Here is a 24814-nt window from a genome sequence, read left to right as displayed (position 1 = left end):
ATTCTTGTTCGTCGGAACCGCGAACGGGCGCCCATGCGCCGCGCGAACGCGGTCCGGTTTCGTCAAACGTCAATTCTGGGCAAAACCCGCGGCGGTTTCCATGTCCACCGCAACGATCCGCGACACGCCCTGCTCCTGCATCGTCACGCCGATCAGCTGCTGCGCCATTTCCATCGCGATCTTGTTGTGCGAGATGAACAGGAACTGCGTCTTGTCGGACATCGCGCGCACGAGATTCGCGAAACGCTCGGTGTTCGCGTCGTCGAGCGGCGCGTCGACCTCGTCGAGCAGACAGAACGGCGCCGGGTTCAGCTGGAACATCGCGAACACCAGTGCGGTGGCCGTCAGCGCCTTCTCGCCGCCCGACAGCAGGTGGATCGTCGCGTTCTTCTTGCCCGGCGGCTGCGCCATCACCTGCACGCCGGCGTCGAGAATTTCGTCGCCCGTCATGATCAGCTTCGCCTGGCCGCCGCCGAACAGGCGCGGGAACAGGTCGCTGAAGTGACGGTTGACCTCGTCGAAGGTGCCCTGCAGCAGCGTGCGGGTTTCCTGGTCGATCTTGTGGATCGCGTCCTCGAGCGTCGTGATCGCGTCGATCAGGTCGGCCGACTGCGCGTCGAGGAACACCTTGCGCTCGCTCGCGGCCTTCAGCTCGTCGAGCGCGGCCATGTTCACCGGGCCGAGCGCGTTGATCGCGTTGTTCAGGCGCGTGACCTCGCCCTGCAGGTACGACGGCTTCAGATCCGGCGTGAGCTTCGCGGACAGCGCCACCTCGTCGACCTCGGCCGTCACGAGCTGCTCGGCGAACTGCTCGACCGACAGGCGCGCGGCCTGCTCCTTCAACTGCAATTCGGTGATGCGGTCGCGCAGCGGCTGCAACGAGCGCTCGGCGACGAGGCGCTGCTCGTCCGACGCACGCAGCTTCGCGGTCAGGTCGTCGAGTTCGATCCGCGCGGCCTGCAGCGCCTCTTCCTTCACCGCGCGAATCTCGAGCGCGTCCTGCAGGCCCGTGTGTGCGGTCTGCTCGTTGATCGTCTCGAGCTCGGCGCGAGCGTCTTCGAGCGACGCGGCGACGCGCTCGCTCTGCTCGTGCGCGACCTGGATGCTGCGCTTGAGCTCGTCGATCCGCGCCACGGCATTGCGTGCGGCGAAGCGCGCGTCGGTCGCGCCGCGCTCCAGGTCACGCGCTTCCTGACGCGCCTGCGTCAGCGATTCGTCGAGCGCTTCGAATGCGAGCTGATTGTCCTCGAAGCGCGCCTGCAGTTCCGCCAGTTCGCCGTCGAAACGCTCGAAATTCGCTTCCGACTCCGCGCGCATTGCACGCTGCTCTTCGATCTGCGCGCCGATTTCCTCGAGTTCCTCGCGAATCTGCGTGCTGCGCTGCGTGTAACGTTCGTGCGCCTGCGCAAGCTTCAGCACGTCCATCTGCAGCGCATGCACGCGCTGCGTCGCACGCTCGGCCTGTGCGCGCACGTCGCCGAGCGCCTGCGTGGCCTGCGTGTGCGCGGCTTCCGCGCGGACAGCGGCCGTGCGCGCCTCGTCGGCGAGCAGCGCCTGCGCACGCACCTGGCGCGTCAGGTTTTCGATTTCCTGCTGGCGGGCCAGCATCCCGGCCTGCTCCGAATCGGCCGCATACAGCTGCACGCCGACGCGCGTGACGATATGGCCGGCCTTGACGACGAACGCGCCGCCTGCCGGCAGCTGCGTGCGCGTCGCGAGCGCCTGCGCGACGTCGTCGGCGACGTACACGTTGCCGAGCCAGTCGTTCAGCACCGCGCGGATGCCCGCATCGTCGATGCGCACGAGCGACAGCACCGGACGCAGGCCAGCCACGGCCGCCGGCGGTTCACCGGCCGCGGGCGGCGCATAGAACGCGAGCTTCGCGGGCGGTGCGTCGGTGGCAAAAGCCTTCACCCAGTCGAGATTCGACACTTCGAGCGCGGCGAGGCGCTCGCGCAGCACGGCCTCGAGCGCGGCTTCCCAGCCCGCTTCGACGTGCAGCTTCTTCCACAGACGCGGCAGCGCGCCGAGCTCGTGCTTGTCGAGCCACGGCTGCACCTTGCCTTCGGTCTGAACGTTTTCCTGCAGCTGCTTCAGCGCGGCGAGACGCGCCTCGAGCTGGTGAATCTGCGCGGCTTCGGCCTGCACGCGCTCCTGCGCGGAACGGCGTTCGCCATCGAGGCGCGGCACGGTTTCCTGCGCGTCGGCGAGGCGCGCCTGCGCTTCGGCCAGGATCTCTTCCTGCTCGGCCAGCTGCATGCGCAGCTCCTCGAGCTGCGCCTCGTCCGGCGCATCGAGCCCGCCCGCTTCGCTCTTCAGGCGCTCATGGCGCTGCTGCAGCTGCTGGAGCTGCTGGTCGGCGTTGCGCTGGTGCGCGGCTTCGAGCTTCAGCGACTGTTCGGTCTGCGCGATCCGCGCGCGCTCGTCGTTGAGCTGCGCCTGCGCATCGCGGAATTTCGCTTCGAGCGCCGGCAGCGCATCGTGCTTCGCGGCGGCGTTGTCTTCGGCGAGCGCGGCCTTCTCGTCGGCCATCGCGCGCGCTTCCTCGGCTTCTTCGAGCTCGTCCTGCGCCTTCTCGGCCTGCGCACGCCATTGCTCGCGCTGCGCATTCAGCGCGGCGATCTGCGCCTGCACGCGATTGCGCGATTCGACGATGAACTTGATCTCGGCTTCGAGGCGGCTCACCTCGGCGTTCGCTTCGTAGAGCGAGCCCTGCGCGCCCTGCATCGCGTCGCTTGCCGAGTAATGCGCGACGCGCAGCGTCTCGAGCTGCGCCTCGACCTCGCGCAGCTTCGCCGTTTGCGCCTCGAGGTCGATCTGCGCCTGTTCGATCGCGCGCTGCTGCTTCTGCTGCTCGCCGGCGGCCTCGTTCTTGCGCAGCAGCCACAACAGGCGCTGCTTCTCCTCGCCGTCGGCGACGAGTTCCTTGTATTTGGTCGCGACGACGGCCTGCGCCTCGAGCTTCTCGAGGTTCGCGCCGAGTTCGCGGACGATGTCCTCGACGCGGGTCAGGTTCTCGCGCGTGTCGTGCAGGCGGTTCTCGGTCTCGCGGCGGCGTTCCTTGTACTTCGACACGCCCGCGGCTTCCTCGAGGAACACGCGCAGCTCTTCCGGCTTCGCCTCGATGATCCGGGCGATCATGCCCTGCCCGATGATCGCGTACGCGCGCGGGCCGAGGCCGGTGCCGAGGAAGATGTCCTGGATGTCGCGGCGGCGCGCCGGCAGGTTGTTGATGTAGTAACTCGACGTGCCGTCGCGCGTCAGCACGCGCTTCACGGCGATCTCGCCGTACTGGCCCCACTGGCCGGCCGCGCGGCCGTCGGAGTTGTCGAAGATCAGTTCGACGCTGGCCCGGCTGCCGGGCTTGCGGGCGGTCGAGCCGTTGAAGATCACGTCCTGCATCGATTCGCCGCGCAGCTCGGAAGCGCGCGACTCGCCGAGCACCCAGCGCACGGCGTCGATGATGTTGGACTTGCCGCACCCGTTCGGGCCCACCACGCCGACAAGCTGGCCCGGAACCTGGAAATGCGTGGGATCGACAAAGGATTTGAAGCCAGCGAGTTTGATCGAGCTCAGACGCACGGCGGTATCGGATGTGAAGAAGGTGTGAAACGGACGGAGCCGCACTGCGCGGGGCCCGACGGCCCATGCGCGCGATGCGCTCCGGAATTCAAAAGCGGGGCCGCGCGCATACAGCGTTGGGCCCCGCAAACGGCTTCCATCATACCATCGCGCGTGCGCCGTCCCGACCGTCGCCGGGTTTGTCCGGTGCCGGCGCGGCACGATGGACCCGGCTCGACAGCAGCGTCGCCAGCACGATGCACGCGCCGCCTGCCCACTCGCGGGCGGTCGGCAGCTCGCTCGCGAACACCCACGCCGACAGCGCGGTGATCACGATCTCGAACAGCATGATGATCGACGCACGGTTGGCCGGCACGCGCGCCAGCCCGTATTGCACGAGCAGGTTGTTCGACGCCATCGTCACGCCGATCGCGACGATGATCAGCGCGGCCGTGCCGAGGTGGCCGCCCGCGGGCGCAGCCGGGATCCCCTCGAACAGCGATGCGATCGCACCGAACACGGCCGCGCCGCCGAACAGCGTCGCGGTACGCATCTCGGCGCGCATCTCCGGCAACTCGCGGCTCGCCTTGATCACGAGCACGTTGCTCATCGCGAAGCTCAACCCGGCCGCAAGCCCGGCCCATTCGGCCGGGGTGGCCGGCAGCGGCAGGCCGAGCGTCGGCGACCACAGCATCAGCATCGCGCCGCCGATCGACAGCGCCGCGAGCCCGGCGCCGGCCCAGGTCAGCCGCTCGCGCAGCAGGAAGTGCGCGTAGATGGCGGTCCATGCGGGGGTCAGGTAGAACAGCAGCATCACGCGCAGCACTTCGCCGTGGATCGTCCCCCACACGAACCCGAGGTTCGTCACGCCGGCCGTCGCCGCGATGCCGGGCAGCACCCAGTGCCAGCGCAGCGTCGCGATCGTGCGGTGGCGCGCGACGATCACGAACAGGAAGGCGACGAGGCTCGTCAGCGCACTCGCCAGCGTGCCCGTCACGCCGAGCGACGCGAGGATCCGCAGCGGATACCAGATCAGGCCCCATACCGACGCGCCGATCAGGATGGCCAGCGTCGGCAGGCTGCCGCGTACCGCGTTATTCATTTGGTTCAATACCCTTTATTCGACCGGCCCGGCCGCCGTTCCGGCAGGCCGTGACCGCATTCCGTCACGCTATAATCGTCTGTTGCGACCCGCGCGCCATCGGCGCCCGTTCGCAGCCGTGCGGCGCGCCCGCCGCTTCTTTCGCTCCAACCGGCCGCGATGGCCGCTTCGCCCGTGAACCCTCGACTCGACTCGCTCCAGCCCTATCCCTTCGAAAAGCTGCGCGCCCTGTTCAAGGACGTGACGCCCTCCGGCGCCCTCAAACCGATCAGCTTCGGCATCGGCGAGCCCAAACACGCGACCCCGGCGCTGATCCGCGACGCCGTGGTGGCCGCGCTCGACGGTCTCGCGTCGTACCCGGCCACCGCCGGCTCGGACGCGCTGCGCACGTCGATCGCACACTGGCTCGAGCGCCGCTACGGGCTGCCGGCCATCGATCCGGCCACGCAGGTGCTGCCCGTGTCGGGCTCGCGCGAGGCGCTGTTCTCGCTCGCGCAGACGGTGATCGACGCCCGCCCGTCCGAACAGGGCGAGAAAGCGATCGTACTCTGTCCGAATCCGTTCTATCAAATTTACGAAGGCGCGGCGCTGCTGGCCGGTGCCGAACCCTATTTCGCGAACAGCGATCCGGCCCGCAACTTCGCGTGCGACTACGCGTCCGTGCCCGACACCGTCTGGGCGCGCACGCAGCTGCTGTACGTTTGCTCGCCGGGCAACCCGACGGGCGCCGTGCTGACGCTCGACGACTGGCGCGAGCTGTTCGCACTGTCCGACCGCCACGGTTTCGTGATCGCGTCCGACGAGTGCTATTCGGAAATCTACTTCGACGAAGCGGCGCCGCCGCTCGGCGGCCTCGAGGCCGCGCACCGCCTCGGCCGCGGCTTCGAGCGGCTCGTGATGCTGTCGAGCCTGTCGAAGCGCTCGAACGTGCCGGGCATGCGCTCCGGCTTCGTCGCCGGCGACGCGGCGCTGCTGAAGAAATTCCTGCTGTACCGCACGTACCACGGCGCGGCGCTGTCGCCGGTCTGGCAGCACGCGAGCATCGCCGCGTGGAACGACGAGGCGCACGTGCGCGAGAACCGCGCGCTGTACCTGCAGAAGTTCAATACCGTCACGCCGATGCTGGCCGACGTGATCGACGTGAAGCTGCCCGACGCCGCGTTCTACCTGTGGGCCAACGTGTCGCGCACCGGGCTGTCGGACACCGAGTTCGCCCGCCGCCTGTACGCCGACTATAATGTGACGGTTCTGCCCGGCTCGTACCTGGCGCGCGATGCGCACGGCACGAATCCGGGCCGCGATTTCATCCGGATCGCGCTCGTCGCGGGCACCCCCGAATGCGTCGAGGGCGCGCAACGCATCGTCGATTTCTGCCGCTCTCTCGCGCGGTAATCAATCGTCCATCCGATCAATTCCATCCATCTCCTGCGAAAACGAACATGTCGCAACAACTTCAGCAAATCATCGATACCGCCTGGGACAACCGCGCCGAGCTGTCGCCGAAGGCCGCACCGGCCGACGTCCGCGAAGCCGTCGCGCACGCGATCGAGCAGCTCGACAAAGGCGCGCTGCGCGTGGCCGAGAAGATCGACGGCAACTGGACCGTGCATCAGTGGCTGAAGAAGGCCGTGCTGCTGTCGTTCCGCCTGGAGGACAACGCGCCGATGCCCGCCGGCGGCTACTCGCAGTTCTACGACAAGGTGCCGTCGAAGTTCGCGAACTACACCGCTGAAGATTTCGCCGCGGGCGGCTTCCGCGTCGTCCCGCCGGCGATCGCGCGCCGCGGCTCGTTCATCGCGAAGAACGTCGTGCTGATGCCGTCGTACACCAACATCGGCGCGTACGTCGACGAAGGCACGATGGTCGACACGTGGGCCACGGTCGGTTCGTGCGCGCAGATCGGCAAGAACGTGCACCTGTCGGGCGGCGTCGGCATCGGCGGCGTGCTCGAGCCGCTGCAGGCCAACCCGGTCATCATCGAGGACAACTGCTTCATCGGCGCGCGCTCGGAAGTCGTCGAAGGCGTGATCGTCGAGGAAAACTCGGTGATCTCGATGGGCGTGTACCTCGGCCAGAGCACGAAGATCTACGACCGCGAGACGGGCGAAGTCAGCTACGGCCGCATCCCGGCCGGCTCGGTCGTCGTCGCCGGCAACCTGCCGTCGAAGGACGGCTCGCACAGCCTGTACTGCGCGGTGATCGTCAAGAAGGTCGATGCGAAGACCCGCGCGAAGGTCGGCCTGAACGAGCTGCTGCGAGGCGACTGATGGCAAAGCCGCACACCGTGGTCGTCTACGGCATTCCGAACTGCGACACCGTGAAGAAGGCCCGCGTGTGGCTCGACGATCACGGCGTCGAATTCGAGTTCCACGACTTCAAGAAGCTCGGTGTCAGCGCACCGCTCGTCGAGGACTGGCTGAAGGACGTGTCGCTCGACGCGCTCGTCAACAAGCGCGGCACGACGTGGCGCGGCCTGGACGACGCGATGAAGGCGGCCGCCGAAACGAAGGCCGGCGCGGTCGCGCTGATGATCCACAAGCCGTCGGTCATCAAGCGCCCCGTGCTGGTGGTCAACGGCCGCGTGAAATCGCTCGGCTTCGTGGCCGATCAATACGCGGCGCTGTTTGCCGCATAGGGCCGCCCGCGCTGCGCCTGTCGGCGCAGCCCGACGTCTTGTCGCTGCCGGCCACCGCGCCGGCATTTTTTATCGAAAGTGGTCCGAACCATGTCCGCCACCCTAGCCCTTACCGAACAGCTGATCGCCCGCGCATCCGTGACGCCCGACGACCAGCATTGCCAGCAGATCATGACCGAGCGCCTCGCCGCGCTCGGCTTCGAATGCGAAACCATCGCGTCGCACGGCGTGACCAACCTGTGGGCCGTCAAGCGCGGCACCGACGGCCGCGACGGCAAGCTGCTCGCGTTCGCGGGCCACACCGACGTCGTGCCGACCGGCCCGCTCGAGCAATGGAGCTCGCCGCCGTTCATCCCCGCCCATCGTGACGGCAAGCTGTACGGCCGCGGCGCGGCCGACATGAAGACGTCGCTCGCGGCGTTCGTCGTCGCGTCCGAGGAATTCGTCGCAGCGCATCCCGGCCACCGCGGCGCGATCGCGTTCCTGATCACGAGCGACGAGGAAGGCCCCGCTACCGACGGCACCGTGAAGGTCGTCGAGCTGCTCGAAGCGCGCGGCGAACGCATGGACTACTGCATCGTCGGCGAGCCGACGTCGACCACCGAGCTCGGCGACGTCGTGAAGAACGGCCGCCGCGGCTCGATGTCGGGCGAACTCGTCGTCAAGGGCGTGCAGGGCCACATCGCGTATCCGCACCTCGCGAAGAACCCGATCCACCTGCTCGCGCCGGCGCTCGCCGAGCTCGCCGCCGAGCAGTGGGACGAAGGCAACGAATACTTCCCGCCGACCACCTGGCAGGTGTCGAACCTGCATGCCGGCACCGGCGCGACCAACGTGATTCCCGGCCACGCCGACCTGCTGTTCAACTTCCGCTTCTCGACCGCCAGCACGGTCGAAGGCCTGCAGGCACGCGTGCACGCGATCCTCGACAAGCATGGCCTCGAATACACGCTGAAGTGGTCGGTGAGCGGCCTGCCGTTCCTCACCCCGCGCGGCGAGCTGTCGGGCGCGCTGGAAAACGCGATCCGCACCGAGACCGGCATCACGACCGAGCTGTCCACCACGGGCGGCACGTCGGACGGCCGTTTCATCGCGCGCATCTGCCCGCAGGTGATCGAGTTCGGCCCGCCGAACGGCAGCATCCACAAGATCGACGAGCACATCGAAGTGCGCTTCGTCGACCCGCTGAAGAACGTGTACCGCCGCGTGCTCGAACAACTGATCGCCTGATGGAGCCTCGCATGACGACACCTTTTGCCACTGTTCGCGACCTGCTGCGCTACGCGGTCACGCGCTTCTCGAAGGCGAAACTCGCATTCGGCCACGGCTCCGACAATGCGTACGACGAAGCGGCCTACCTCGTGCTGCGCACACTCGACCTGCCGCTCGACACGCTCGAGCCGTTCCTCGACGCGCGACTGCTGCCCGACGAAATCGCGGCCGTGCTCGCGGTGATCGAACGGCGCGCGACCGACCGCGTGCCGGCCGCGTACCTCACGCATGAAGCGTGGATGCACGGCCACCGCTTCTACGTCGACGAACGCGTGATCGTGCCGCGCTCGTTCATCGGCGAACTGCTCGACGACGGGCTGCAGCCGTACGTCGCCGACCCCGAACAGGTCGGCGCGGTGCTCGAGCTGTGCACGGGCTCCGGCTGCCTCGCGATCCTTGCGGCGAGCGCGTTCCCGAACGCCGAGATCGACGCGGTCGACCTGTCCGACAAGGCGCTCGAAGTCGCCGAGATCAACGTGCGCGACTACGGCCTCGAAGACCGCGTCACGCTGCACCACGGCGACCTCTACGCGCCGCTGCCCGCGTTCCGCACCGACCCGGGCGCGCGCTATGACGTGATCCTGACGAACCCGCCGTACGTGAACGCGTCGTCGATGGCCGCGCTGCCGCCCGAGTACCGGCACGAGCCGGAGATGGCGCTCGCCGGTGGCGATGACGGGATGGACATCGTGCGACGTATCGTCGCCGAGGCCCATCGCTGGCTGCACGACGACGGCGTGCTCGTCGTCGAGATCGGCAACGAGCGCGAGCACGTCGAAGCCGCGTTCGGCGGCCTCGAGCTCACGTGGCTGCCCACCAGCGCCGGCGACGACGCCGTGTTCCTGATCCAGGCGTCGGACCTGCCCCGCAAGGCCTGAGCCTTCCCGGCTCGCCCACCGTGCGGTGCACCGTTGCGCCGCACGGTTGGGTAAGATGCGCGTAGGCGGCCGCCCGGCCGCGCGACCTCAGGAGTCCGACACGCGCCCATGACCCTCGACTGGCTACATCTCGGCACCCTGATCCTGACCATCCACGTGCTCGGGATCGTCGCGGCGTTCCACGCGATCATGAATACGCGCACGTCGCAAGGCGCGATCGCGTGGGCCGTCTCGCTCGCGGCCATGCCCTACCTGACGCTCATTCCGTACCTGTTCCTCGGCCGGAGCAAATTCTCCGGCTACGTGGACGCCCGGCGCCACGAGCTGGAAATGTTGCGCATGCACACACCGCGCTCGCCCTGGCTCAGCACCGACGCGACCGACGGGCCGGCCGCCGACGCAATCGGCCAGGCCGCGGTGCTCGCGCTCACGCGGCTCGGCGGCATGCCGTTCCTCGGCGGCAATTCGGTGCGCACGCTCGTGAACGGCGACGCGACGTTCTCGGCGATCCTGGCAGCCATCGACGCGGCGCGCGACTACGTGGTGGTGCAGTTCTTCATCGTGCGCGACGATGCGCTCGGCCGGATGCTGCGCGACTCGCTGCTCGCGCGCGCGGCGGCCGGCGTGCGCTGCTGCCTGCTGTACGACAGCATCGGCAGCTTCGACCTGCCGCACAGCTACGTCGACACGTTGCGCCGGGGCGGCGTCGAGGTTCACCCGTTCGCGACCAACCGGAAGTTCGTTAACCGTTTCCAGCTCAACTTCCGCAACCACCGCAAGATCGTCGTCGTCGACGGCAATTGCGCGTTCGTCGGCGGCCACAACGTCGGCGTCGAGTATCTCGGCGCGAAGCCGCGCCTGTCGCCGTGGCGCGACACGCACATCGAGATTCGCGGCCCGGTGGTCGCGAGCATCCAGTACGTGTTCGCCGAAGACTGGCACTGGGCAACGCAGAAGCTGCCGCCGCTCGCGTTGCCCCCGCCCGCGCAGCCCGGCGACAACATGCATTGCCTCGCGGTGCCGATGGGGCCGGCCGACAAGCAGGAGACGGGCTCGCTGTTCTTCGTCGAGGCGATCAATGCCGCGCGCGAGCGGGTCTGGATCACCACGCCGTACCTCGTCCCCGACGAAGCCGTGATCGCCGCGCTGAAGCTCGCCGTGATGCGCGGCGTCGACGTGCGCATCCTGATCCCGAGCCGGCGCGATCATTACGTGGTGTTCGAGGCGTCGAAGCTGTACGCGCGCGACCTGGTCGATGCGGGCGTCAAGGTGTTCCGCTACCGGCCCGGCTTCCTGCACCAGAAGGTCGTGCTGATCGACCGCATCGCGGCGGCGATCGGCAGCGCGAACCTCGACAACCGCTCGTTCCGCCTCAATTTCGAGATCATGGTGCTGACCGTCGATCGCACGTTCGCCGACGAAGTCGAGACGATGCTCGATGCCGATTTCGCGCAGGCGTACGAGGTCGATGCGAGCGAATACCGCCAATCGCCCGCCTGGCGGCGCATCGCGATGCACGTCGCGCGGCTGTTCGCCCCGATCCTCTAGCGGCCGGGGCGGCGGCAGCGCCCGTGCGATCCGCACCGGCGCCGCGAACGCCGCCGGCAGCCGTCACAGCAGCTTGTCGATATCCGCGGCGATTTCGTCCGGCTTGGTCGACGGCGCGTAGCGCTTGACAATGCGCCCTTCGCGATCGACCAGGAACTTCGTGAAATTCCACTTGATCGCCTTGAGACCGAGAATGCCGGGCGCCTCGTCGGTCAGGTAGCGGTACAGCGGATGCGCATGGTCGCCCTTCACGTCGATCTTCGCGAACATCGGGAACGTGACGCCGTAATTGCGCTCGCAGAACGCACCGATCTGCGTGGCGTCGCCGGGCTCCTGCTTGCCGAACTGGTTGCACGGGAAGCCGAGCACATAGAAGCCGCGCGCCGCGTACTGGTCGTACAGCTTCTGCAGGCCCGCGTACTGCGGCGTGAAACCGCACTCGCTCGCGGTGTTGACGATCAGCAGCACCTTGCCGCGATACGCGTCGAGCGAGACCGGCGCGCCGGCAAGCGTCTCTGCGCTGAACGAATACAGGGTGGACATCGGGCACTCCTTTTACGAAACCGGATCGACGTGGAGTCTAGGCGAAATTGCCCCGTTGCGGCATCCGCCGAACGGCCAATGCCCGGCGCGAGCGGCGCGCAGTCTAGAATAGCGGTTTTGGCCAGTCATTTCCGCCGTGATCCGTTTCAATCAGTTCAGCCTTGCGCGCGGCACCAAGCCGCTGTTCGAGTCGACCTCCTTCGTGCTCAATCCCGGCGAGAAAGCCGGCCTGATCGGCGCGAACGGCGCCGGCAAGTCGACCCTTTTCTCGGTCCTGCGCGGCGAGCTGCACTCGGACGGCGGCGATTTCTCGATGCCGCCGTCGTGGCGGATCGCCCATGTGTCGCAGGAAACGCCCGCGGTCGACCGCTCGGCGCTCGACTACACGCTCGACGGCGACGCCGCGCTGCGCGAGATCGAGGCGCGCATCGCCGCCGCGTCCGCCGCGCATGACGGCGCCGCCGAAGCCGACGCGCACGCGGCGTTTGCCGACGCCGACGGCTATACCGCGCCCGCCCGCGCCGAGGCGCTGCTGCTCGGCCTCGGCTTCACGCTCGCGCAGACGCGCGAATCCGTCGCCAGCTTCTCCGGCGGCTGGCGCATGCGCCTGAACCTCGCGCAGGCGCTGATGTGCCGTTCCGACCTGCTGCTGCTCGACGAACCGACGAACCACCTCGACCTCGACGCGATCGTCTGGCTCGAAGACTGGCTGCACCGCTACCCCGGCACGCTCGTCGTGATTTCGCACGACCGCGAATTCCTCGATTCGATCTGCAATGTCACGCTGCATCTGGAAAACCGCCAGGTGAAGCGCTACGGCGGCAACTACTCGCAGTTCGAAGTGCTGCGCGCGCAGCAACTGGCGCTGCAGCAAAGCGCGTACGAAAAGCAGCAGAAGACGATCGAGCACCTGCAGAGCTTCGTCGACCGCTTCAAGGCCAAGGCGACCAAGGCCAAGCAGGCGCAGAGCCGGATGAAGGCGCTCGAGAAGATGGAGCTGATCGCGCCTGCGCACATCGCGTCGCCGTTCACGTTCGAATTCCGCACGCCCGATGCCGCGCCGAACCCGATGATGGTGATGGAAGACGTCCGCTGCGGCTACCACGCCGACGGCGGAGCGGAAATCCCGATCGTCGAGCGCGTCGCGCTGTCGATCCAGAACGGCCAGCGTATCGGCCTGCTCGGCGCAAACGGCCAGGGCAAGTCGACGCTGATCAAGACGCTGGCCGGCACGCTCGCGCCGCTGTCGGGGCATGTCCGCGACGGCAAGGGGCTGACGATCGGCTATTTCGCGCAGCACCAGCTCGAAACGCTGCGCGAGGACGATTCGCCGCTCGCGCATCTGGCGCGGCTCGCGCCCGACACGCGCGAGCAGGAGCTGCGCGACTTCCTCGGCGGCTTCAACTTCTCGGGCGACATGGCGACCACCCCGGTCGGGCCGTTTTCGGGCGGTGAAAAGGCACGCCTCGCGCTCGCGCTGATCATCTGGCAGAAGCCGAACCTGCTGCTGCTCGACGAACCGACCAACCACCTCGACCTCGAAACGCGCCATGCGCTGACGATGGCGCTCGCGCAGTTCGAAGGCACGCTGATCCTCGTCTCGCACGACCGCCACCTGCTGCGCGCGACGACCGACCAGTTCATGCTGGTGGCGAAGCACCGGCTGCAGCCGTTCGACGGCGACCTCGACGACTACCGCGACTGGCTGCTGCAGCACGCGGCCGAGCAGCGCGCGGCCGCGAAGGCCGACAGCGCGGCTTCTTCGGGTGCAGGTGCCGCGGCCAACCGCAAGGACCAGAAGCGTCAGGCTGCCGAGGAGCGGCAGCGCCTGTCGGTGCTGAAGAAGCCGCTGCAGACGCGCATCACGAAGCTCGAAAAGGAAATGGAGACATTGCACGCGGAGAAGGCGCGCCTCGACGCATTCGTCGCCGACCCGGCGAGCTACGAGGCCGAGCGCAAGACGGAACTGACCGACGCGATCCGCAAGCTCGGGGACGTCAACACGCGTCTGGAAACGGTCGAGGCCGAGTGGCTCGCCGCACAGGAAGAACTCGAGCAGATCGGCTGACCGCCGTCGCGGCACGGCCGGCCGATGCGCCGGCCAGCCCGGCGTGCCGGCTGGCGCCGCACCGCGCCCCGCCCCCTCGGCATCGCAGCACCTCGACAGACCATCCGGCCCTCGGCGGGCCCAGATACGACAAGGCCGGGCGCGCCGGCCCGGCCTGTTCATTCATTACCGCAATCACCCGATTCGCCGAGTTGCCGGCTCAGCGTCGCGGCAACGTGTCGCGCGGCATCTGCTCGTCGTCGCCCATCAGGTGCCGGCGCCCTTCGGTCGGCCGCCGGATCGCCGCGGCGACTTCCGCTTCCGTCACGTCCTCGGACACGACCTTGCGCGCCAGGCGCCCCTCGTCGTCGATCCATTCGACGATCCGGCATCCGCCGCCCCAGGGCTGGCGAATCGGCTCGGACACGCGGCAGCCACGCAGGTTGTAAAGGCGTCCGCTCGGCGCTTCCCCATACGATTTCAACATAGGATCCCTTCGCATTGCGCGGTTCGACAATCCGGCAAAGGATAGGGAAAAGCGATGTCCGTCGGGTTACATAACCCTACATCTTCTTTACAGCGAATTACGTGACAGATCGCCCGCACGCATGGCCCGGGCGGCTGCCGGGCCGGTCACTCGAGATCGCGCACGCGATCGATCGCCTGTTCGAGCCGATCGACGGCCATCACGTTCAACCCTTCGATCGGCTGCTTCGGCGCATTCGCCTTCGGAATCAGCGCGGACGTAAAACCGAGCTTCGCCGCCTCGCGCAGCCGCTCCTGCCCGCGCGGGGACGGCCGGATCTCGCCCGCCAGCCCGACTTCGCCGAACACGATCAGCCCCTTCGGCAGCGCCTTGTTGCGCATCGACGAATGGATCGCCAGCAGCACAGCGAGGTCGGCGGCCGGCTCGGTGATCTTCACGCCGCCCACGGCATTGAGGAACACGTCCTGGTCGAAGGCCGCGATGCCCGCGTGCCGGTGCAGCACCGCGAGCAGCATCGCGAGCCGGTTCTGCTCGAGGCCCACCGCGAGCCGGCGCGGGTTCGGCACGTGCGCCGTATCGACGAGCGCCTGGATTTCGACGAGCAGCGGGCGCGTGCCTTCCTGCGTGACGAGCACGCACGAGCCGGGCACGATCTGCTCGTGCTGCGACAGGAACAGCGCGGACGGATTCGCGACGCCGCGCAGCCCGCGCTCGGTCATCGCGAACACGCCGAGCTCGTTGACCGCGCCGAAGCGGTTCTTGAACGCGCGCACGAGCCGGAACGACGAATGCGTGTCGCCTTCGAAGTACAGCACCGTGTCGACGATGTGCTCGAGCACGCGCGGGCCGGCCAGGTTGCCTTCCTTGGTCACGTGCCCGACCATGATGATCGCGGTGCCCGACTGCTTCGCGATACGCGTGAGCTGCGCCGCGCACTCGCGCACCTGCGCGACCGAGCCCGGCGCCGAGGTGAGCGCTTCCGAATAGACGGTCTGGATCGAGTCGATCACGGCCACGTCCGGCCGTTCCGTGTCGATCGCGGCCTGGATCTTCTCGAGCTGGATCTCGGCGAGCAGCTTCAGCTCATCCGCCGGCGCACCGCCGTCGAGCAGCGCAAGCCGTTGCGCGCGCAACGCGATCTGCGCGGCCGACTCCTCGCCGCTGATATAGAGCGCGCGCCGCTCGCTCGCGATGTCCGCGAGCGACTGCAGCAGCAGCGTCGACTTGCCGATGCCCGGATCGCCGCCGATCAGCACGACGCCGCCCGGAACCAGCCCGCCGCCGAGCACGCGATCGAATTCGCCGATGCCGGTCGAGAAGCGCGGCACGTCGGCCGCTTCGATGTCGACGAGACGCTGGACGGGCGCCCGCTTCGCAAGCGACTGGAATCGGTGGGCCGACGGCGATTCGGCGGCCGATTCAACCAGCGTGTTCCAGGCCTGGCACGACGGGCATTGCCCCTGCCACTTCGGGGTCTGTCCGCCGCACTCGCTGCAGACGTATACGGTTTTCTGTTTGGCCACGCGCAACGCCCTTATTCCGCTCGCACGGGCACGCGGCCGGCAACTGCGCACATCAGCTCGTAGCCGATCGTGCCGCAATGGCGGGCGACGTCGTCGATCGGCAGCGCGTTGCCCCACAGCTCGACGCGCGCGCCGACGCCGGCCTGCGGGCACGGGGTCAGGTCGACGGTGATCATGTCCATCGATACGCGACCGACGATCCGCGTGCGGATGCCGTCGACGATCACGGGCGTGCCTTCGGGCGCGACCCGCGGATAGCCGTCCGCGTAACCGCACGCGACCACGCCGATCCGCATCGGCGCCTGCGCGGAGAACGTCGAGCCGTAACCGATCGCCTGGCCCTTCCCGATGGTCTGCACCGCGATCAGCTCGGACGCGAGCGTCATCGCGGGCTTCAGCCCGGTATCGGCGATGTCGGACGACAGCCCGGACGGCGACGCGCCATACAGCACGATCCCCGGGCGCACCCAGTCGAAGTGGGTATCGGGGTGCCACAACACGGCCGCGGAGTTCGCGAGGCTGCGCGCGCCGGCAATGCTTTGCGCGCCGCGCTCGAACGTCGCGAGCTGCTCGGCGACGCCGCGCTCGTTGTCCGCATCCGAAAAATGGGTCATCAACGTGATCTGGCCGATGCCGGGGCACGCGCGGGCGCGCTCCCATGCGGCGCGGTATTTTTCCGGCACGTAGCCGAGCCGGTTCATCCCGCTGTTCATCTTGAGCTGCACGTTGACGGGCTTCGACAGCCGCGCCGTTTCCAGCATCCGCATCTGCTCGTCGTTGTGGACGGTCGTCGTCAGGCTGTAGCGGTCGATCACGTCGATGTCGGTCGAGCGGAAGAACCCTTCGAGCAGCAGGATCGGGCCGGCCCAGCCGAGCTCACGCAGCTTGACGGCCTCGTCGAGGTCGAGCAGGCCGAAGCCGTCGGTACCGCGCAGGCCGGGAAACACGCGCGCGAGCCCGTGACCGTACGCGTTGGCCTTGACGACCGCCCAGACCTTGGACGGGCCGGCAAAGCGGCGGACGACGGAGAGATTGTTCGCGAGAGCGGCGGTATGGATGGTGGCGGAGATCGGGCGCGGCATGGGAAATTTACGTAAAGACGCTTGCGAATCATCAGCTTACCGCGCCTTTTGAGCACTGAAGCCGACAATTTGCGGAACGATCGGGGAATCTTGCTAGTCCGAATTGGCGTATTTTCATGTTATAAAGCCGTGCGCACAACCCATTTCGAACGGAATAAGCCGATCGCATACCAGGCGGCCTACGCGGCCCTGCCGCAGCGACGAAAGCATCGCATCAGATGAAAAAAGGTTTTTACACCATCATGGCCGCGCAGTTTTTCTCGTCGTTGGCCGACAATGCGCTCCTCATCGCCGCCATCGCCCTGCTGAAAGACCTCCACGCCCCCAACTGGATGACACCGCTGTTGAAGCTGTTCTTCGTGTTGTCCTATGTGGTGCTGGCGGCCTATGTCGGCGCCTTCGCGGATTCGCGCCCGAAGGGCCGCGTGATGTTCATCACCAACTCGATCAAGGTCGTCGGCTGCATGATCATGCTGTTCGGCGCCCATCCGTTGATTGCATACGGGATCGTCGGGTTCGGCGCGGCGGCCTACTCGCCCGCGAAATACGGCATCCTCACCGAGCTGCTGCCGGCCGACCGGCTGGTCGCCGCGAACGGCTGGATCGAAGGCACGACCGTCAGCTCGATCATCCTCGGCACCGTGCTGGGCGGGGCGCTGATCAGCCCGCACATCGCATCGCACGTGATCGCGCACACGCCGGCCTGGATCGGCACGCCCGCCGAAGCGGCGATGGCGATCATCATGGCGATCTACGTGATCGCCGCGCTGTTCAACCTGCGCATCCCCGATACGGGCGCCCGCTACCCGAAGCAGGAACGCGGCCCGGTCAAGCTTCTCACGGATTTCGCCGACTGCTTCATGGTGCTGTGGCGCGACAAGCTCGGCCAGATCTCGCTGGCGGTCACGACGCTGTTCTGGGGCGCGGGCGCGACGCTGCAGTTCATCGTGCTGAAGTGGGCTGAAGTGTCGCTCGGCATGTCGCTGTCGGAAGGCGCGATCCTGCAGGCCGTGGTCGCCGTCGGCGTCGCGGCCGGCGCAATCGCCGCCGCCGCCCGAATCCCGTTGAAGAAGTCGCTGACCGTGCTGCCCGTCGGCATCATCATGGGCATCGCGGTGATGCTGATGGCGTTCTACACGCGCGACCTGTTCCCGTCGCACTGGGCCGTGCACTTCGGCCACCTGCGCATGCCCGTGTACCTGATCATCGCGTACATCTTCCTAATGTGCGTCGGCGCGTTGTCCGGCTACTTCGTCGTTCCGATGAACGCGCTGCTGCAGCATCGCGGCCACGTGCTGCTGTCGGCCGGCCACTCGATCGCGGTGCAGAACTTCAACGAGAACCTGTCGGTGCTCGTGATGCTGTGCCTGTACGCGGTGCTCGTGTGGCTCGACGTGCCGGTCGGCGTCGTGATCGTGCTGTTCGGCACGTTCGTCTGCCTGACGATGTGGCTCGTGATGCGCCGTCACCAGGCGAACCAGCGCCAGTTCGACTCGGTCGCGCTGATCGGCGAATCGCGGCACTGACGCTACACTTCCCGTTTCCGTCTGCCGGCGCCGGTCCTCGAACCGGCGCGTTGCCCTCATGACGCACCCGATACCCAACCTCCTGACGATCGCCGGCTCCGATTCGGGCGGCGGCGCCGGCATCCAGGCCGACCTGAAGACCTTTTCCGCGCTCGGCGCGTATGGCGCGAGCGTGATCACCGCGCTGACCGCGCAGAACACGCGCGGCGTGACGGGCGTGCATGCGCCGGACGCGGCGTTCGTGACCGCGCAACTCGACGCGGTGTTCGGCGACATCCGCATCGATGCGGTCAAGATCGGGATGCTCGCGAACGCGGCGATCGTGCACGCGGTGGCCGACGCGCTGCGGCGCTACACGCCGCGCTTCGTCGTGCTCGACACGGTGATGATCTCGAAGAGCGCGCACGCGCTGCTCGCACCCGATGCCGTCGACGCGTTGCGCGATGCGCTGCTGCCGCTCGCGACGGTCGTGACGCCGAATCTGCCCGAAGCAGCCGCGCTGCTGAACGATGCGCCCGCAACCACGGAAGACGACATGGTCCGGCAAGGTCAGGCACTGTTACAGACGGGGGCGCGCGCCGTGCTGATGAAGGGCGGCCACCTGCCGGACGCGTCCGCGAGCCCCGACTGGCTCGTCGAAGCGACCTGCACCGTGCGGCTCGACGGCGCACGCGTGCCGGTCAGCAATACGCACGGCACGGGTTGTACGTTGTCGTCGGCGATCGCGGCGCTGCTGCCGCAGCAGCCCGACCTCGAAAGCGCGGTGCGCGAAGCCAAGACCTACCTGACCGGCGCGATCGCCGCGAGCGGCCACCTCGACGTCGGTCACGGCGTCGGCCCCGTCCATCACTTCCATCGCTGGTGGTGAGCGCCTGCTGACGCGGCGTCAGTGATCCTGCGCCGCGAACGCCTGGGCGCGCACCGGCCAGTCGTCCGGCACGACGAAGCCGCGCGCCGTCTCGCGCCACGTGCCGTCACTACCCTTTTCATGGATGCCGATCAGCGCGGGCGCCTCGCGCGTCGTCAACACCGGCGGCAATTCCAGCGTGGCCGCCAGCATGTCGGGTTCGAATCCGCTACCGGCGGCAGCCCGTCGCGGCGCCAGCCACGCAAGCCGCGGCAACACGCTCCATGCAACGTCAGCACCCTGCTCGGCCGCCCAGGCCGGCCACTGCGCGTGGGTGAGCCAGAAACCGTGCGGGTGATCCGGCGCGATTTCCACGGACACCGGCGGCAGCGGCGCGCCGTGCGGATAGAACAACCAGCCCTTGATGAACATCTGCGCATCGGACGGCGCGCCGTAGCCGAGGCGCGCAAACCCGTCGCGATCGCCGAGCCGCAGCTGGTGCTCGAGCAACCGGCGGCGCTTGCGGTCGAACCGGTCGACGAGGTTCGGGCCGACGAAATCGGCAAGCGACGCACCGGCTTGCACCGGCGCGCACAGATAGCACTTCACCGCTAGCTCCCAGTGCAGGCGCCGCCCGTCCGGCGCGTCGACGAGGAAATCGACTTCGCCGAGCGTCTTGCCGTTGCTGCGCAGCGGCAGGTTGGCCGCGACGAGCCGCAGCGACGGCCCGTGCGTCAGGAAATACTCGAGCAGGCATTCGGCGTAACGGCCGAGCCGGGTGGGCCGGAATCCGTCGAGCGCGCGATGCAGCGGCTCGGGCTGCGCATCGAGCGCGGCGAGCCATGCTTCGACGGCCGACTGTCCCACCGCATCCAGCCACGGACGCGCCAGCGGCGCGTCCGGCACCGCGGTGAGCAGGCTCGGGCTGGCCAGCAGCCAGCCCAGATCCCGAACCGCGACGTCATGCAGCGTATCGACGAATGCACACGCCGCGCCGGTCGTCATTGCCCGGCCGGCCCGTTCGCGTCGCCGCCTTCTGCGCGCCGGAACGTGTCGCGCGCGAGGCACAGGTCGGCCCACGCCTTCGACTTGTCCTGCAGGCTGCGCAACAGGTACGCCGGATGGTAGGTCACGATCACCGGCACGCCTTCGTACGCATGCACGCGGCCGCGTAGCGACGCAATGCTCGCGTCCGTCTTCAGCAGCGTCTGCGCGGCGAAGCGGCCGAGCGCGACGATCAGCTTCGGCTTCACGAGCGCGACCTGGCGCTGCAGATAAGGCTCGCAGCTCGCGACCTCGTCCGGCTCCGGATTACGGTTGCCGGGCGGCCGGCACTTGATCACGTTCGCGATATACACGTTGTCGCCGCGCTTGAGCGACAGCGAATGCAGCATGTTGTCGAGCAGCTTGCCGGCCTGGCCGACGAACGGCTCGCCCTGCTTGTCCTCGTTCTCGCCCGGCGCTTCGCCGATCAGCATCCAGTCCGCTTCGCGGTCGCCGACGCCGAACACGGTGTTGGTCCGCTTCTCGCACAAACCGCACAGCGTGCAGTTGGCCACGCGCGCGGCCAGCGCATCCCAGTCGAGCGCGGCAACCGGCGTACCGACGGAACGCGATTCGGCCATCGGCACGGGATCGCCCGGCGGCGCCGCGTCGAACCACGCGAAATCGTCGGGTCCGGCAGGCGGCATGTCGTCCAGCGGCGGCATCGTGTTGGCCGACGCGACCGGCGTCACCGGTACGGGCGCGCGTTCGCCGCCGTCGACGCGCCGCGACGGGGCGGCGGCCGGCGTGCGAGCCGGCGACGCATCGGCGCTCCGCGCCACTGCCGGCGATGCGTCGTCCTGCACCGGCGGACGCGCAGTCCGCGCAGGTCGCCCGGTCGCGGCGGCCGGTGCGGCGTCCACCGCGCCGGTTTGCGCGGCGGCGTGCGCTTCGGCTGCCGCGCCCTCGTCCGTGCCTTCACCCGCGCCTTGCCCGCGCCGCACCCAGATCTGCGCGAGGCCCATTTCCTCGAGCGCCGCTTCAGCCCATGCCATGCGCGTCCCCTTCGTCCTTGTTCAGCGTCAGACGCATCACGATCGCGTCCTCCCGGCTGCGATGCTTCGCCGGGTAATAATTCTTGCGCCGGCCGATCGTCACGAAGCCGAAACGCTCGTACAGATGGATCGCGCGCGGATTGGACGGCCGCACCTCGAGCAGCACGCCGTCGAGCCCTTCCGCGCGCGAAATGCGCACGGCCTCGCGCAGCAGCGCCAGGCCCGCGCCCGCGCACTGCGCGGCCGGCGCGACGCACAGATTCAGCAGGTGCATCTCGTCGACCACGGGCATCAGCACGCAATAGCCGATCAGCGAACCCGTCACGTGCCGCAGGCACACGCCCAGATAGCCGTTGCGCAACGAATCCTCGAAGTTGCCGCGGCTCCACGGGAATTCGTACGCGACGTGCTCGATCGCGACGACCTCGTCGAGATCGGCATCCGTCATCGGCGCCAGATAGCGGTCGCTCAGCAGTACGCCCGTCATCCCTTCGCTCCGCCCGCCTGCGCGGCCCGCGCCGCGACGCGCTCGGCGGTGGTCTGCGCGACCTTGTCGCGCACGTACTCCGGCGCGGCCTGATCGGCCGGCACCGCGCGGCCGGCGCGGAACGCACGCAGCGCGGCATGGGCGACCGCCAGCGCGTGCGGCATGGCGTCGCCGTCGATCACGGCCGCGCGCGCCGCAGCCGGCAATTGCGCGCCGAACGCGGCAGCCGCATTGCCCGCGAGCGTGAACGGCACATCGGGCACGCCGACGGCGCCCGGCGCGTCGAGCGAGGCCGGATGCAGCGTACGCCAGTCGCCGGTGCTGTCGTCCCACGCGAAATCCGCCCAGTAGGCTTCGTCCATCCGCGCGTCCAGCGCGGCCAGCACGCGGGTCGTGCCAGGCGCGCGCAGCCGCGCGTGCTCGGCGCACGCGAGCAGCGTGCCGATCGGCACGACCGGCAGCCCGCGCCCGAACGCGAGACCCTGGGTGATACCCGTCGCGGTGCGCAGGCCCGTGAACGAGCCGGGGCCCGCGCCGAACGCGATCGCGTCGCAATCGGCGAGCGTCAGCCCCGATTCGGCGAAAAGCGCCTGGATGGCCGGCAGCACGCGCGTGCTCGACACGGCGCCCGTCAGCTCGTGGCGGACCCAGGTTTGCGGGGTGGAAACGGCGTCATCGGCATGGGCCGAGCGCAGCAGCGCGACCGAGCAGTATTCGGTCGACGTATCGATGGCGAGGAGCACTGTTTGCGTCATGGGCGACATTGTAATGCGGCGCCCTGCTCCCACGGGCGATCTGGCCCGATCCGTGCGTGCGCGCCGCACCGGGCGGCGGTTTGGAAGGATCGCTCGACCCCGCGCGGCGGTCAGCTTGTTAAGATCGCCCGACCTGAAACCCTTACGGAGACACCCGATGAGCGACCTCACCGCCCAATTCGACCAGGCCCAGATCGACGTCAAGCAACTGACGGAGCGTCCGGGCAACCTGACCCTGCTGCGCCTGTACGCGCTCTTCAAGCAGGCGACCGACGGCGACGCCCATGGCGACAAGCCGGGCTTCACCGACATCGTCGGCAAATACAAGTACGACGCCTGGGATGCGCTGAAGGGCACGTCGCAGGATGCGGCGAAGCAGCAGTACATCGAACTCGTCGAATCGCTGAAGAACGGCACGGCTTCCTGACCGAATCGCGCCCTGCCGCAATAGGCAATCAAATCAGTGGCGCAGCGCAGCAAATCTCTTTATAATGCTGCCTGCGTCATCTTCCGCGCTCGGCTCGCAAGCCGTTCCGGCCTGACGCCTCGTAGCGTTAAGCTCCAATCCGGTTTAGAACCTGTCCCCTCCTGCTTCGACCCTTGCGGTCGTCAACTAGGCTGGCGGCCTCGCTCCAGAAGCGCGCCGCACCCAAAACAGCTTCTAATGCCTCATCCGCCGAAGGTTCGGCGGATTGCACCCGTTTCCCGATTTGCTCGCTGAATCCGACGACTTGGGTATGCGCGATTGGCGCCGACGTTTCACCCACTGTGTTTCAAGGATTGTTATGACTTCGAGCATCAACTCCAGCCCGCTCAACGCGATCGCCGACCAGGCGCTCGGTCTCGACGACGCCGCCGTACCGGCCGCGGTCGAACCGGCGTCGGACGAGCCGAACTTCGCGTCGCTCGGGTTGTCGCCGGAGATCGTCTCCGCGCTGCAGGCCGCCGGCTACGTGAAGCCGACGCCGGTCCAGCAGCGCGCGATTCCGGCCGGCATCGCCGGCCGTGACCTGCTGGTCTCGAGCCCGACCGGTTCGGGCAAGACCGCCGCATTCATGCTGCCCGCGATCGAACGTTTCGCGCAGCTCCAGAAAGCGCAGGCGCAGCAACCGCGCGCGCCGCGCGAACCGAATCAGGGCGACCGCCGTGCGCGCCGCCCGCAACCCGTCGCGCGCCCGGGCCTGCTCGTGCTGACCCCGACCCGTGAACTCGCGATGCAGGTCACCACGGCCGCAACGACCTACGGCAAGCACCTGAAGCGCCTGCGCACGGTCAGCATCCTCGGCGGCGTCGCCTACGGCCAGCAGCTGATGCTGCTCGCGAAGAACCCGGAAATCCTGGTCGCCACGCCGGGCCGTCTGCTCGACCACCTCGAGCGCGGCCGCATCGACCTGTCCGAGCTGAAGATGCTCGTGCTCGACGAAGCCGACCGCATGCTCGACATGGGCTTCATCGACGACATCGAAACGATCGTCGCCGCCACGCCCGAGTCGCGCCAGACGATGCTGTTCTCGGCCACGCTCGACGGCAAGATCGGTTCGCTGACGAGCCGCCTGCTGAAGGATCCGGAACGCATCGAGATCCAGCAGCGCCTCGAGTCGCGCGCGAACATCGCGCAGACCGTGCACTACGTCGACGACCGCGACCACAAGGATCGCCTGCTCGATCACCTGCTGCGCGACGGCGCGCTCGACCAGGCGATCATCTTCACGGCGACCAAGATCGACGCCGACCAGCTCGCCGGCCGTCTCGCCGACGCAGGCTTCGAATCGGCCGCGCTGCACGGCGACCTGCCGCAGGGCGCGCGTAACCGCACGATCCGTGCGCTGCGCGAGCGCCGTGTGCGCGTGCTGGTGGCCACCGACGTCGCGGCACGCGGCATCGACATCCCGGGCATCACGCACGTGTTCAACTACGACCTGCCGAAGTTCGCGGAAGACTACGTGCACCGTATCGGCCGTACGGGCCGTGCAGGCCGTTCGGGCACGGCCGTGAGCCTCGTGCACCACGCCGAGCAAGGCGCGCTCAAGCGCATCGAGCGTTTCGTGCGCGCGCCGCTGCCGGTCAACGTGATCGAAGGCTTCGAGCCGCGCAAGGCGCCCCCGCGTAACGGCGGCACCGGCGGCCGTGGCCGTCCGGGCGGCGGCAACGGCGGTCGTCGTTTCGGCGGCAAGCCGGGCGGCGGTTATGGCGGCAACGGCAACGGCAACGGCCGCAGCTACGGCGGCGGCAATGGCGGCGGCTGGAGCGGCAAGCCGGGCGGCAGCCGTGACGGCGGCCCGCGTCGCGACGGCCAGCGCAGCGGCGGCCCGCGTCGCAGCAACTCCGCGTCGTAAGGACGCACGGGCGGCCATCGGCCGTCCTCCGGAGGGCAGGCCCGCGGATAACCGCCCTGCCCATCCCGCCAACCGGCGCATCCGCGCCGGTTTTTTTTCGCCCCGCCCTACATTTCACGATGCGGAAAATTTTTTTGTGTCGTAAA

Annotated in this window: 21 protein-coding genes; 11 read left to right on the top strand and 10 right to left on the bottom strand. The window is 68.3% G+C overall.

From position 1 onward, the window contains the following. Positions 1–69 precede the first annotated feature (69 nt). Together smc and CFB34_RS30535 are read right to left on the bottom strand one after the other, a co-directional pair. Entirely contained in the window at positions 70–3582 is a 3513-nt protein-coding gene (smc, locus tag CFB34_RS30540) for a chromosome segregation protein SMC (RefSeq protein WP_089440638.1), read from the bottom strand. A 139-nt stretch (positions 3583–3721) separates the two neighbouring features. Then, positions 3722–4663 (bottom strand): DMT family transporter, encoded by a 942-nt coding sequence (locus CFB34_RS30535; RefSeq protein WP_089440445.1) that lies wholly within the window; start codon positions 4661–4663, stop codon positions 3722–3724. A gap of 159 nt (positions 4664–4822) precedes the next feature. Between CFB34_RS30535 and dapC the strand changes: the two genes are divergently transcribed. The 6 genes from dapC (at position 4823) to cls (ending at position 10996) form a co-directional block, all read left to right on the top strand. Further along, the gene (dapC, locus tag CFB34_RS30530; RefSeq protein ID WP_089440446.1) at positions 4823–6055 is read left to right on the top strand and encodes a succinyldiaminopimelate transaminase; all 1233 of its coding nucleotides are present in this window, start codon (positions 4823–4825) and stop codon (positions 6053–6055) included. Between the two features lie 47 nt (positions 6056–6102). Further along, positions 6103–6930 (top strand): 2,3,4,5-tetrahydropyridine-2,6-dicarboxylate N-succinyltransferase, encoded by an 828-nt coding sequence (gene dapD / locus CFB34_RS30525; RefSeq protein ID WP_014896723.1) that lies wholly within the window; start codon positions 6103–6105, stop codon positions 6928–6930. After that, positions 6930–7298: an ArsC family reductase gene (locus CFB34_RS30520; protein ID WP_069248286.1), complete on the top strand. Its 369-nt coding sequence runs from the start codon at positions 6930–6932 to the stop codon at positions 7296–7298. Before dapD ends, CFB34_RS30520 begins: the two co-directional genes overlap by 1 nt. 90 nt (positions 7299–7388) lie before the next feature. Continuing rightward, positions 7389–8528 carry a succinyl-diaminopimelate desuccinylase gene (dapE, locus tag CFB34_RS30515; protein WP_047850710.1) on the top strand — a complete coding sequence of 380 codons (1140 nt, stop codon included), beginning with the start codon at positions 7389–7391 and terminating at the stop codon, positions 8526–8528. Between the two features lie 11 nt (positions 8529–8539). Beyond that, positions 8540–9448, top strand: coding sequence for a 50S ribosomal protein L3 N(5)-glutamine methyltransferase (gene prmB, locus CFB34_RS30510; RefSeq protein WP_089440447.1), 909 nt, complete (start codon positions 8540–8542; stop codon positions 9446–9448). Between the two features lie 108 nt (positions 9449–9556). Further along, on the top strand, positions 9557–10996 hold the full coding sequence (gene cls, locus CFB34_RS30505) for a cardiolipin synthase (protein WP_089440448.1): 1440 nt from the start codon (positions 9557–9559) through the stop codon (positions 10994–10996). 63 nt (positions 10997–11059) lie between these two features. On the opposite strand, the gene CFB34_RS30500 is transcribed toward cls, so the two are convergent. Further along, entirely contained in the window at positions 11060–11539 is a 480-nt protein-coding gene (locus CFB34_RS30500; protein WP_089440449.1) for a glutathione peroxidase, read from the bottom strand. A 136-nt stretch (positions 11540–11675) separates the two neighbouring features. Here CFB34_RS30500 and CFB34_RS30495 point away from each other — a divergent pair, with 136 nt between their 5' ends. After that, the gene (locus tag CFB34_RS30495; protein WP_089440450.1) at positions 11676–13607 is read left to right on the top strand and encodes an ATP-binding cassette domain-containing protein; all 1932 of its coding nucleotides are present in this window, start codon (positions 11676–11678) and stop codon (positions 13605–13607) included. Positions 13608–13806: 199 nt separating this feature from the next. Here CFB34_RS30495 and CFB34_RS30490 read toward each other — a convergent pair whose 3' ends face one another. The 3 genes from CFB34_RS30490 to alr form a co-directional block, all read right to left on the bottom strand. Continuing rightward, positions 13807–14073 carry a DUF2866 domain-containing protein gene (locus CFB34_RS30490; protein WP_039342663.1) on the bottom strand — a complete coding sequence of 89 codons (267 nt, stop codon included), beginning with the start codon at positions 14071–14073 and terminating at the stop codon, positions 13807–13809. Positions 14074–14219: 146 nt separating this feature from the next. Continuing rightward, positions 14220–15596 carry a DNA repair protein RadA gene (gene radA, locus CFB34_RS30485; RefSeq protein WP_089440639.1) on the bottom strand — a complete coding sequence of 459 codons (1377 nt, stop codon included), beginning with the start codon at positions 15594–15596 and terminating at the stop codon, positions 14220–14222. A gap of 11 nt (positions 15597–15607) precedes the next feature. Then, the gene (alr, locus tag CFB34_RS30480) at positions 15608–16678 is read right to left on the bottom strand and encodes an alanine racemase (RefSeq protein WP_089440451.1); all 1071 of its coding nucleotides are present in this window, start codon (positions 16676–16678) and stop codon (positions 15608–15610) included. Positions 16679–16896: 218 nt separating this feature from the next. Here alr and lplT point away from each other — a divergent pair, with 218 nt between their 5' ends. Both lplT and thiD read left to right on the top strand, forming a co-directional pair. Continuing rightward, entirely contained in the window at positions 16897–18204 is a 1308-nt protein-coding gene (gene lplT / locus CFB34_RS30475) for a lysophospholipid transporter LplT (RefSeq protein WP_089440452.1), read from the top strand. 58 nt (positions 18205–18262) lie between these two features. Next, entirely contained in the window at positions 18263–19072 is an 810-nt protein-coding gene (gene thiD / locus CFB34_RS30470; protein ID WP_089440453.1) for a bifunctional hydroxymethylpyrimidine kinase/phosphomethylpyrimidine kinase, read from the top strand. A gap of 18 nt (positions 19073–19090) precedes the next feature. Here thiD and CFB34_RS30465 read toward each other — a convergent pair whose 3' ends face one another. The 4 genes from CFB34_RS30465 to tsaB are packed head-to-tail and all read right to left on the bottom strand — an operon-like array spanning position 19091 to position 22341. Then, positions 19091–20056 (bottom strand): DUF1853 family protein, encoded by a 966-nt coding sequence (locus CFB34_RS30465; protein WP_089440454.1) that lies wholly within the window; start codon positions 20054–20056, stop codon positions 19091–19093. Then, on the bottom strand, positions 20053–21090 hold the full coding sequence (locus tag CFB34_RS30460; RefSeq protein ID WP_089440455.1) for a uracil-DNA glycosylase: 1038 nt from the start codon (positions 21088–21090) through the stop codon (positions 20053–20055). Before CFB34_RS30460 ends, CFB34_RS30465 begins: the two co-directional genes overlap by 4 nt. Continuing rightward, positions 21077–21577 (bottom strand): ribosomal protein S18-alanine N-acetyltransferase, encoded by a 501-nt coding sequence (gene rimI, locus CFB34_RS30455; protein ID WP_089440456.1) that lies wholly within the window; start codon positions 21575–21577, stop codon positions 21077–21079. Before rimI ends, CFB34_RS30460 begins: the two co-directional genes overlap by 14 nt. Continuing rightward, positions 21574–22341 (bottom strand): tRNA (adenosine(37)-N6)-threonylcarbamoyltransferase complex dimerization subunit type 1 TsaB, encoded by a 768-nt coding sequence (gene tsaB / locus CFB34_RS30450; protein ID WP_089440457.1) that lies wholly within the window; start codon positions 22339–22341, stop codon positions 21574–21576. Before tsaB ends, rimI begins: the two co-directional genes overlap by 4 nt. Before the next feature lie 148 nt (positions 22342–22489). Here tsaB and CFB34_RS30445 point away from each other — a divergent pair, with 148 nt between their 5' ends. Then, on the top strand, positions 22490–22759 hold the full coding sequence (locus CFB34_RS30445; RefSeq protein ID WP_031399394.1) for an acyl-CoA-binding protein: 270 nt from the start codon (positions 22490–22492) through the stop codon (positions 22757–22759). 358 nt (positions 22760–23117) lie between these two features. After that, complete coding sequence (locus tag CFB34_RS30440; protein WP_089440458.1) at positions 23118–24668, top strand: DEAD/DEAH box helicase; 1551 nt, start codon at positions 23118–23120, stop codon at positions 24666–24668. Positions 24669–24814: the final 146 nt, after the last annotated feature.

Source organism: Burkholderia sp. HI4860, assembly GCF_002223045.2.
Classification (GTDB): Bacteria; Pseudomonadota; Gammaproteobacteria; order Burkholderiales; family Burkholderiaceae; genus Burkholderia.
Note: the sequence above shows the minus strand (reverse complement) of the source record. Positions and strands in the feature narration are given on the sequence as shown.

Coding starts and splice junctions, on each gene's coding strand:
- CFB34_RS30535 (WP_089440445.1), bottom strand. CDS start 4,663: ATGAATAACGCGGTACGCGGCAGCCTGCCGACGCTGGCCATCCTGATC.
- dapC (WP_089440446.1), top strand. CDS start 4,823: ATGGCCGCTTCGCCCGTGAACCCTCGACTCGACTCGCTCCAGCCCTAT.
- dapD (WP_014896723.1), top strand. CDS start 6,103: ATGTCGCAACAACTTCAGCAAATCATCGATACCGCCTGGGACAACCGC.
- CFB34_RS30520 (WP_069248286.1), top strand. CDS start 6,930: ATGGCAAAGCCGCACACCGTGGTCGTCTACGGCATTCCGAACTGCGAC.
- dapE (WP_047850710.1), top strand. CDS start 7,389: ATGTCCGCCACCCTAGCCCTTACCGAACAGCTGATCGCCCGCGCATCC.
- prmB (WP_089440447.1), top strand. CDS start 8,540: ATGACGACACCTTTTGCCACTGTTCGCGACCTGCTGCGCTACGCGGTC.
- cls (WP_089440448.1), top strand. CDS start 9,557: ATGACCCTCGACTGGCTACATCTCGGCACCCTGATCCTGACCATCCAC.
- CFB34_RS30500 (WP_089440449.1), bottom strand. CDS start 11,539: ATGTCCACCCTGTATTCGTTCAGCGCAGAGACGCTTGCCGGCGCGCCG.
- CFB34_RS30490 (WP_039342663.1), bottom strand. CDS start 14,073: ATGTTGAAATCGTATGGGGAAGCGCCGAGCGGACGCCTTTACAACCTG.
- alr (WP_089440451.1), bottom strand. CDS start 16,678: ATGCCGCGCCCGATCTCCGCCACCATCCATACCGCCGCTCTCGCGAAC.
- lplT (WP_089440452.1), top strand. CDS start 16,897: ATGAAAAAAGGTTTTTACACCATCATGGCCGCGCAGTTTTTCTCGTCG.
- thiD (WP_089440453.1), top strand. CDS start 18,263: ATGACGCACCCGATACCCAACCTCCTGACGATCGCCGGCTCCGATTCG.
- CFB34_RS30465 (WP_089440454.1), bottom strand. CDS start 20,056: ATGACGACCGGCGCGGCGTGTGCATTCGTCGATACGCTGCATGACGTC.
- CFB34_RS30460 (WP_089440455.1), bottom strand. CDS start 21,090: ATGGCATGGGCTGAAGCGGCGCTCGAGGAAATGGGCCTCGCGCAGATC.
- rimI (WP_089440456.1), bottom strand. CDS start 21,577: ATGACGGGCGTACTGCTGAGCGACCGCTATCTGGCGCCGATGACGGAT.
- tsaB (WP_089440457.1), bottom strand. CDS start 22,341: ATGTCGCCCATGACGCAAACAGTGCTCCTCGCCATCGATACGTCGACC.
- CFB34_RS30445 (WP_031399394.1), top strand. CDS start 22,490: ATGAGCGACCTCACCGCCCAATTCGACCAGGCCCAGATCGACGTCAAG.
- CFB34_RS30440 (WP_089440458.1), top strand. CDS start 23,118: ATGACTTCGAGCATCAACTCCAGCCCGCTCAACGCGATCGCCGACCAG.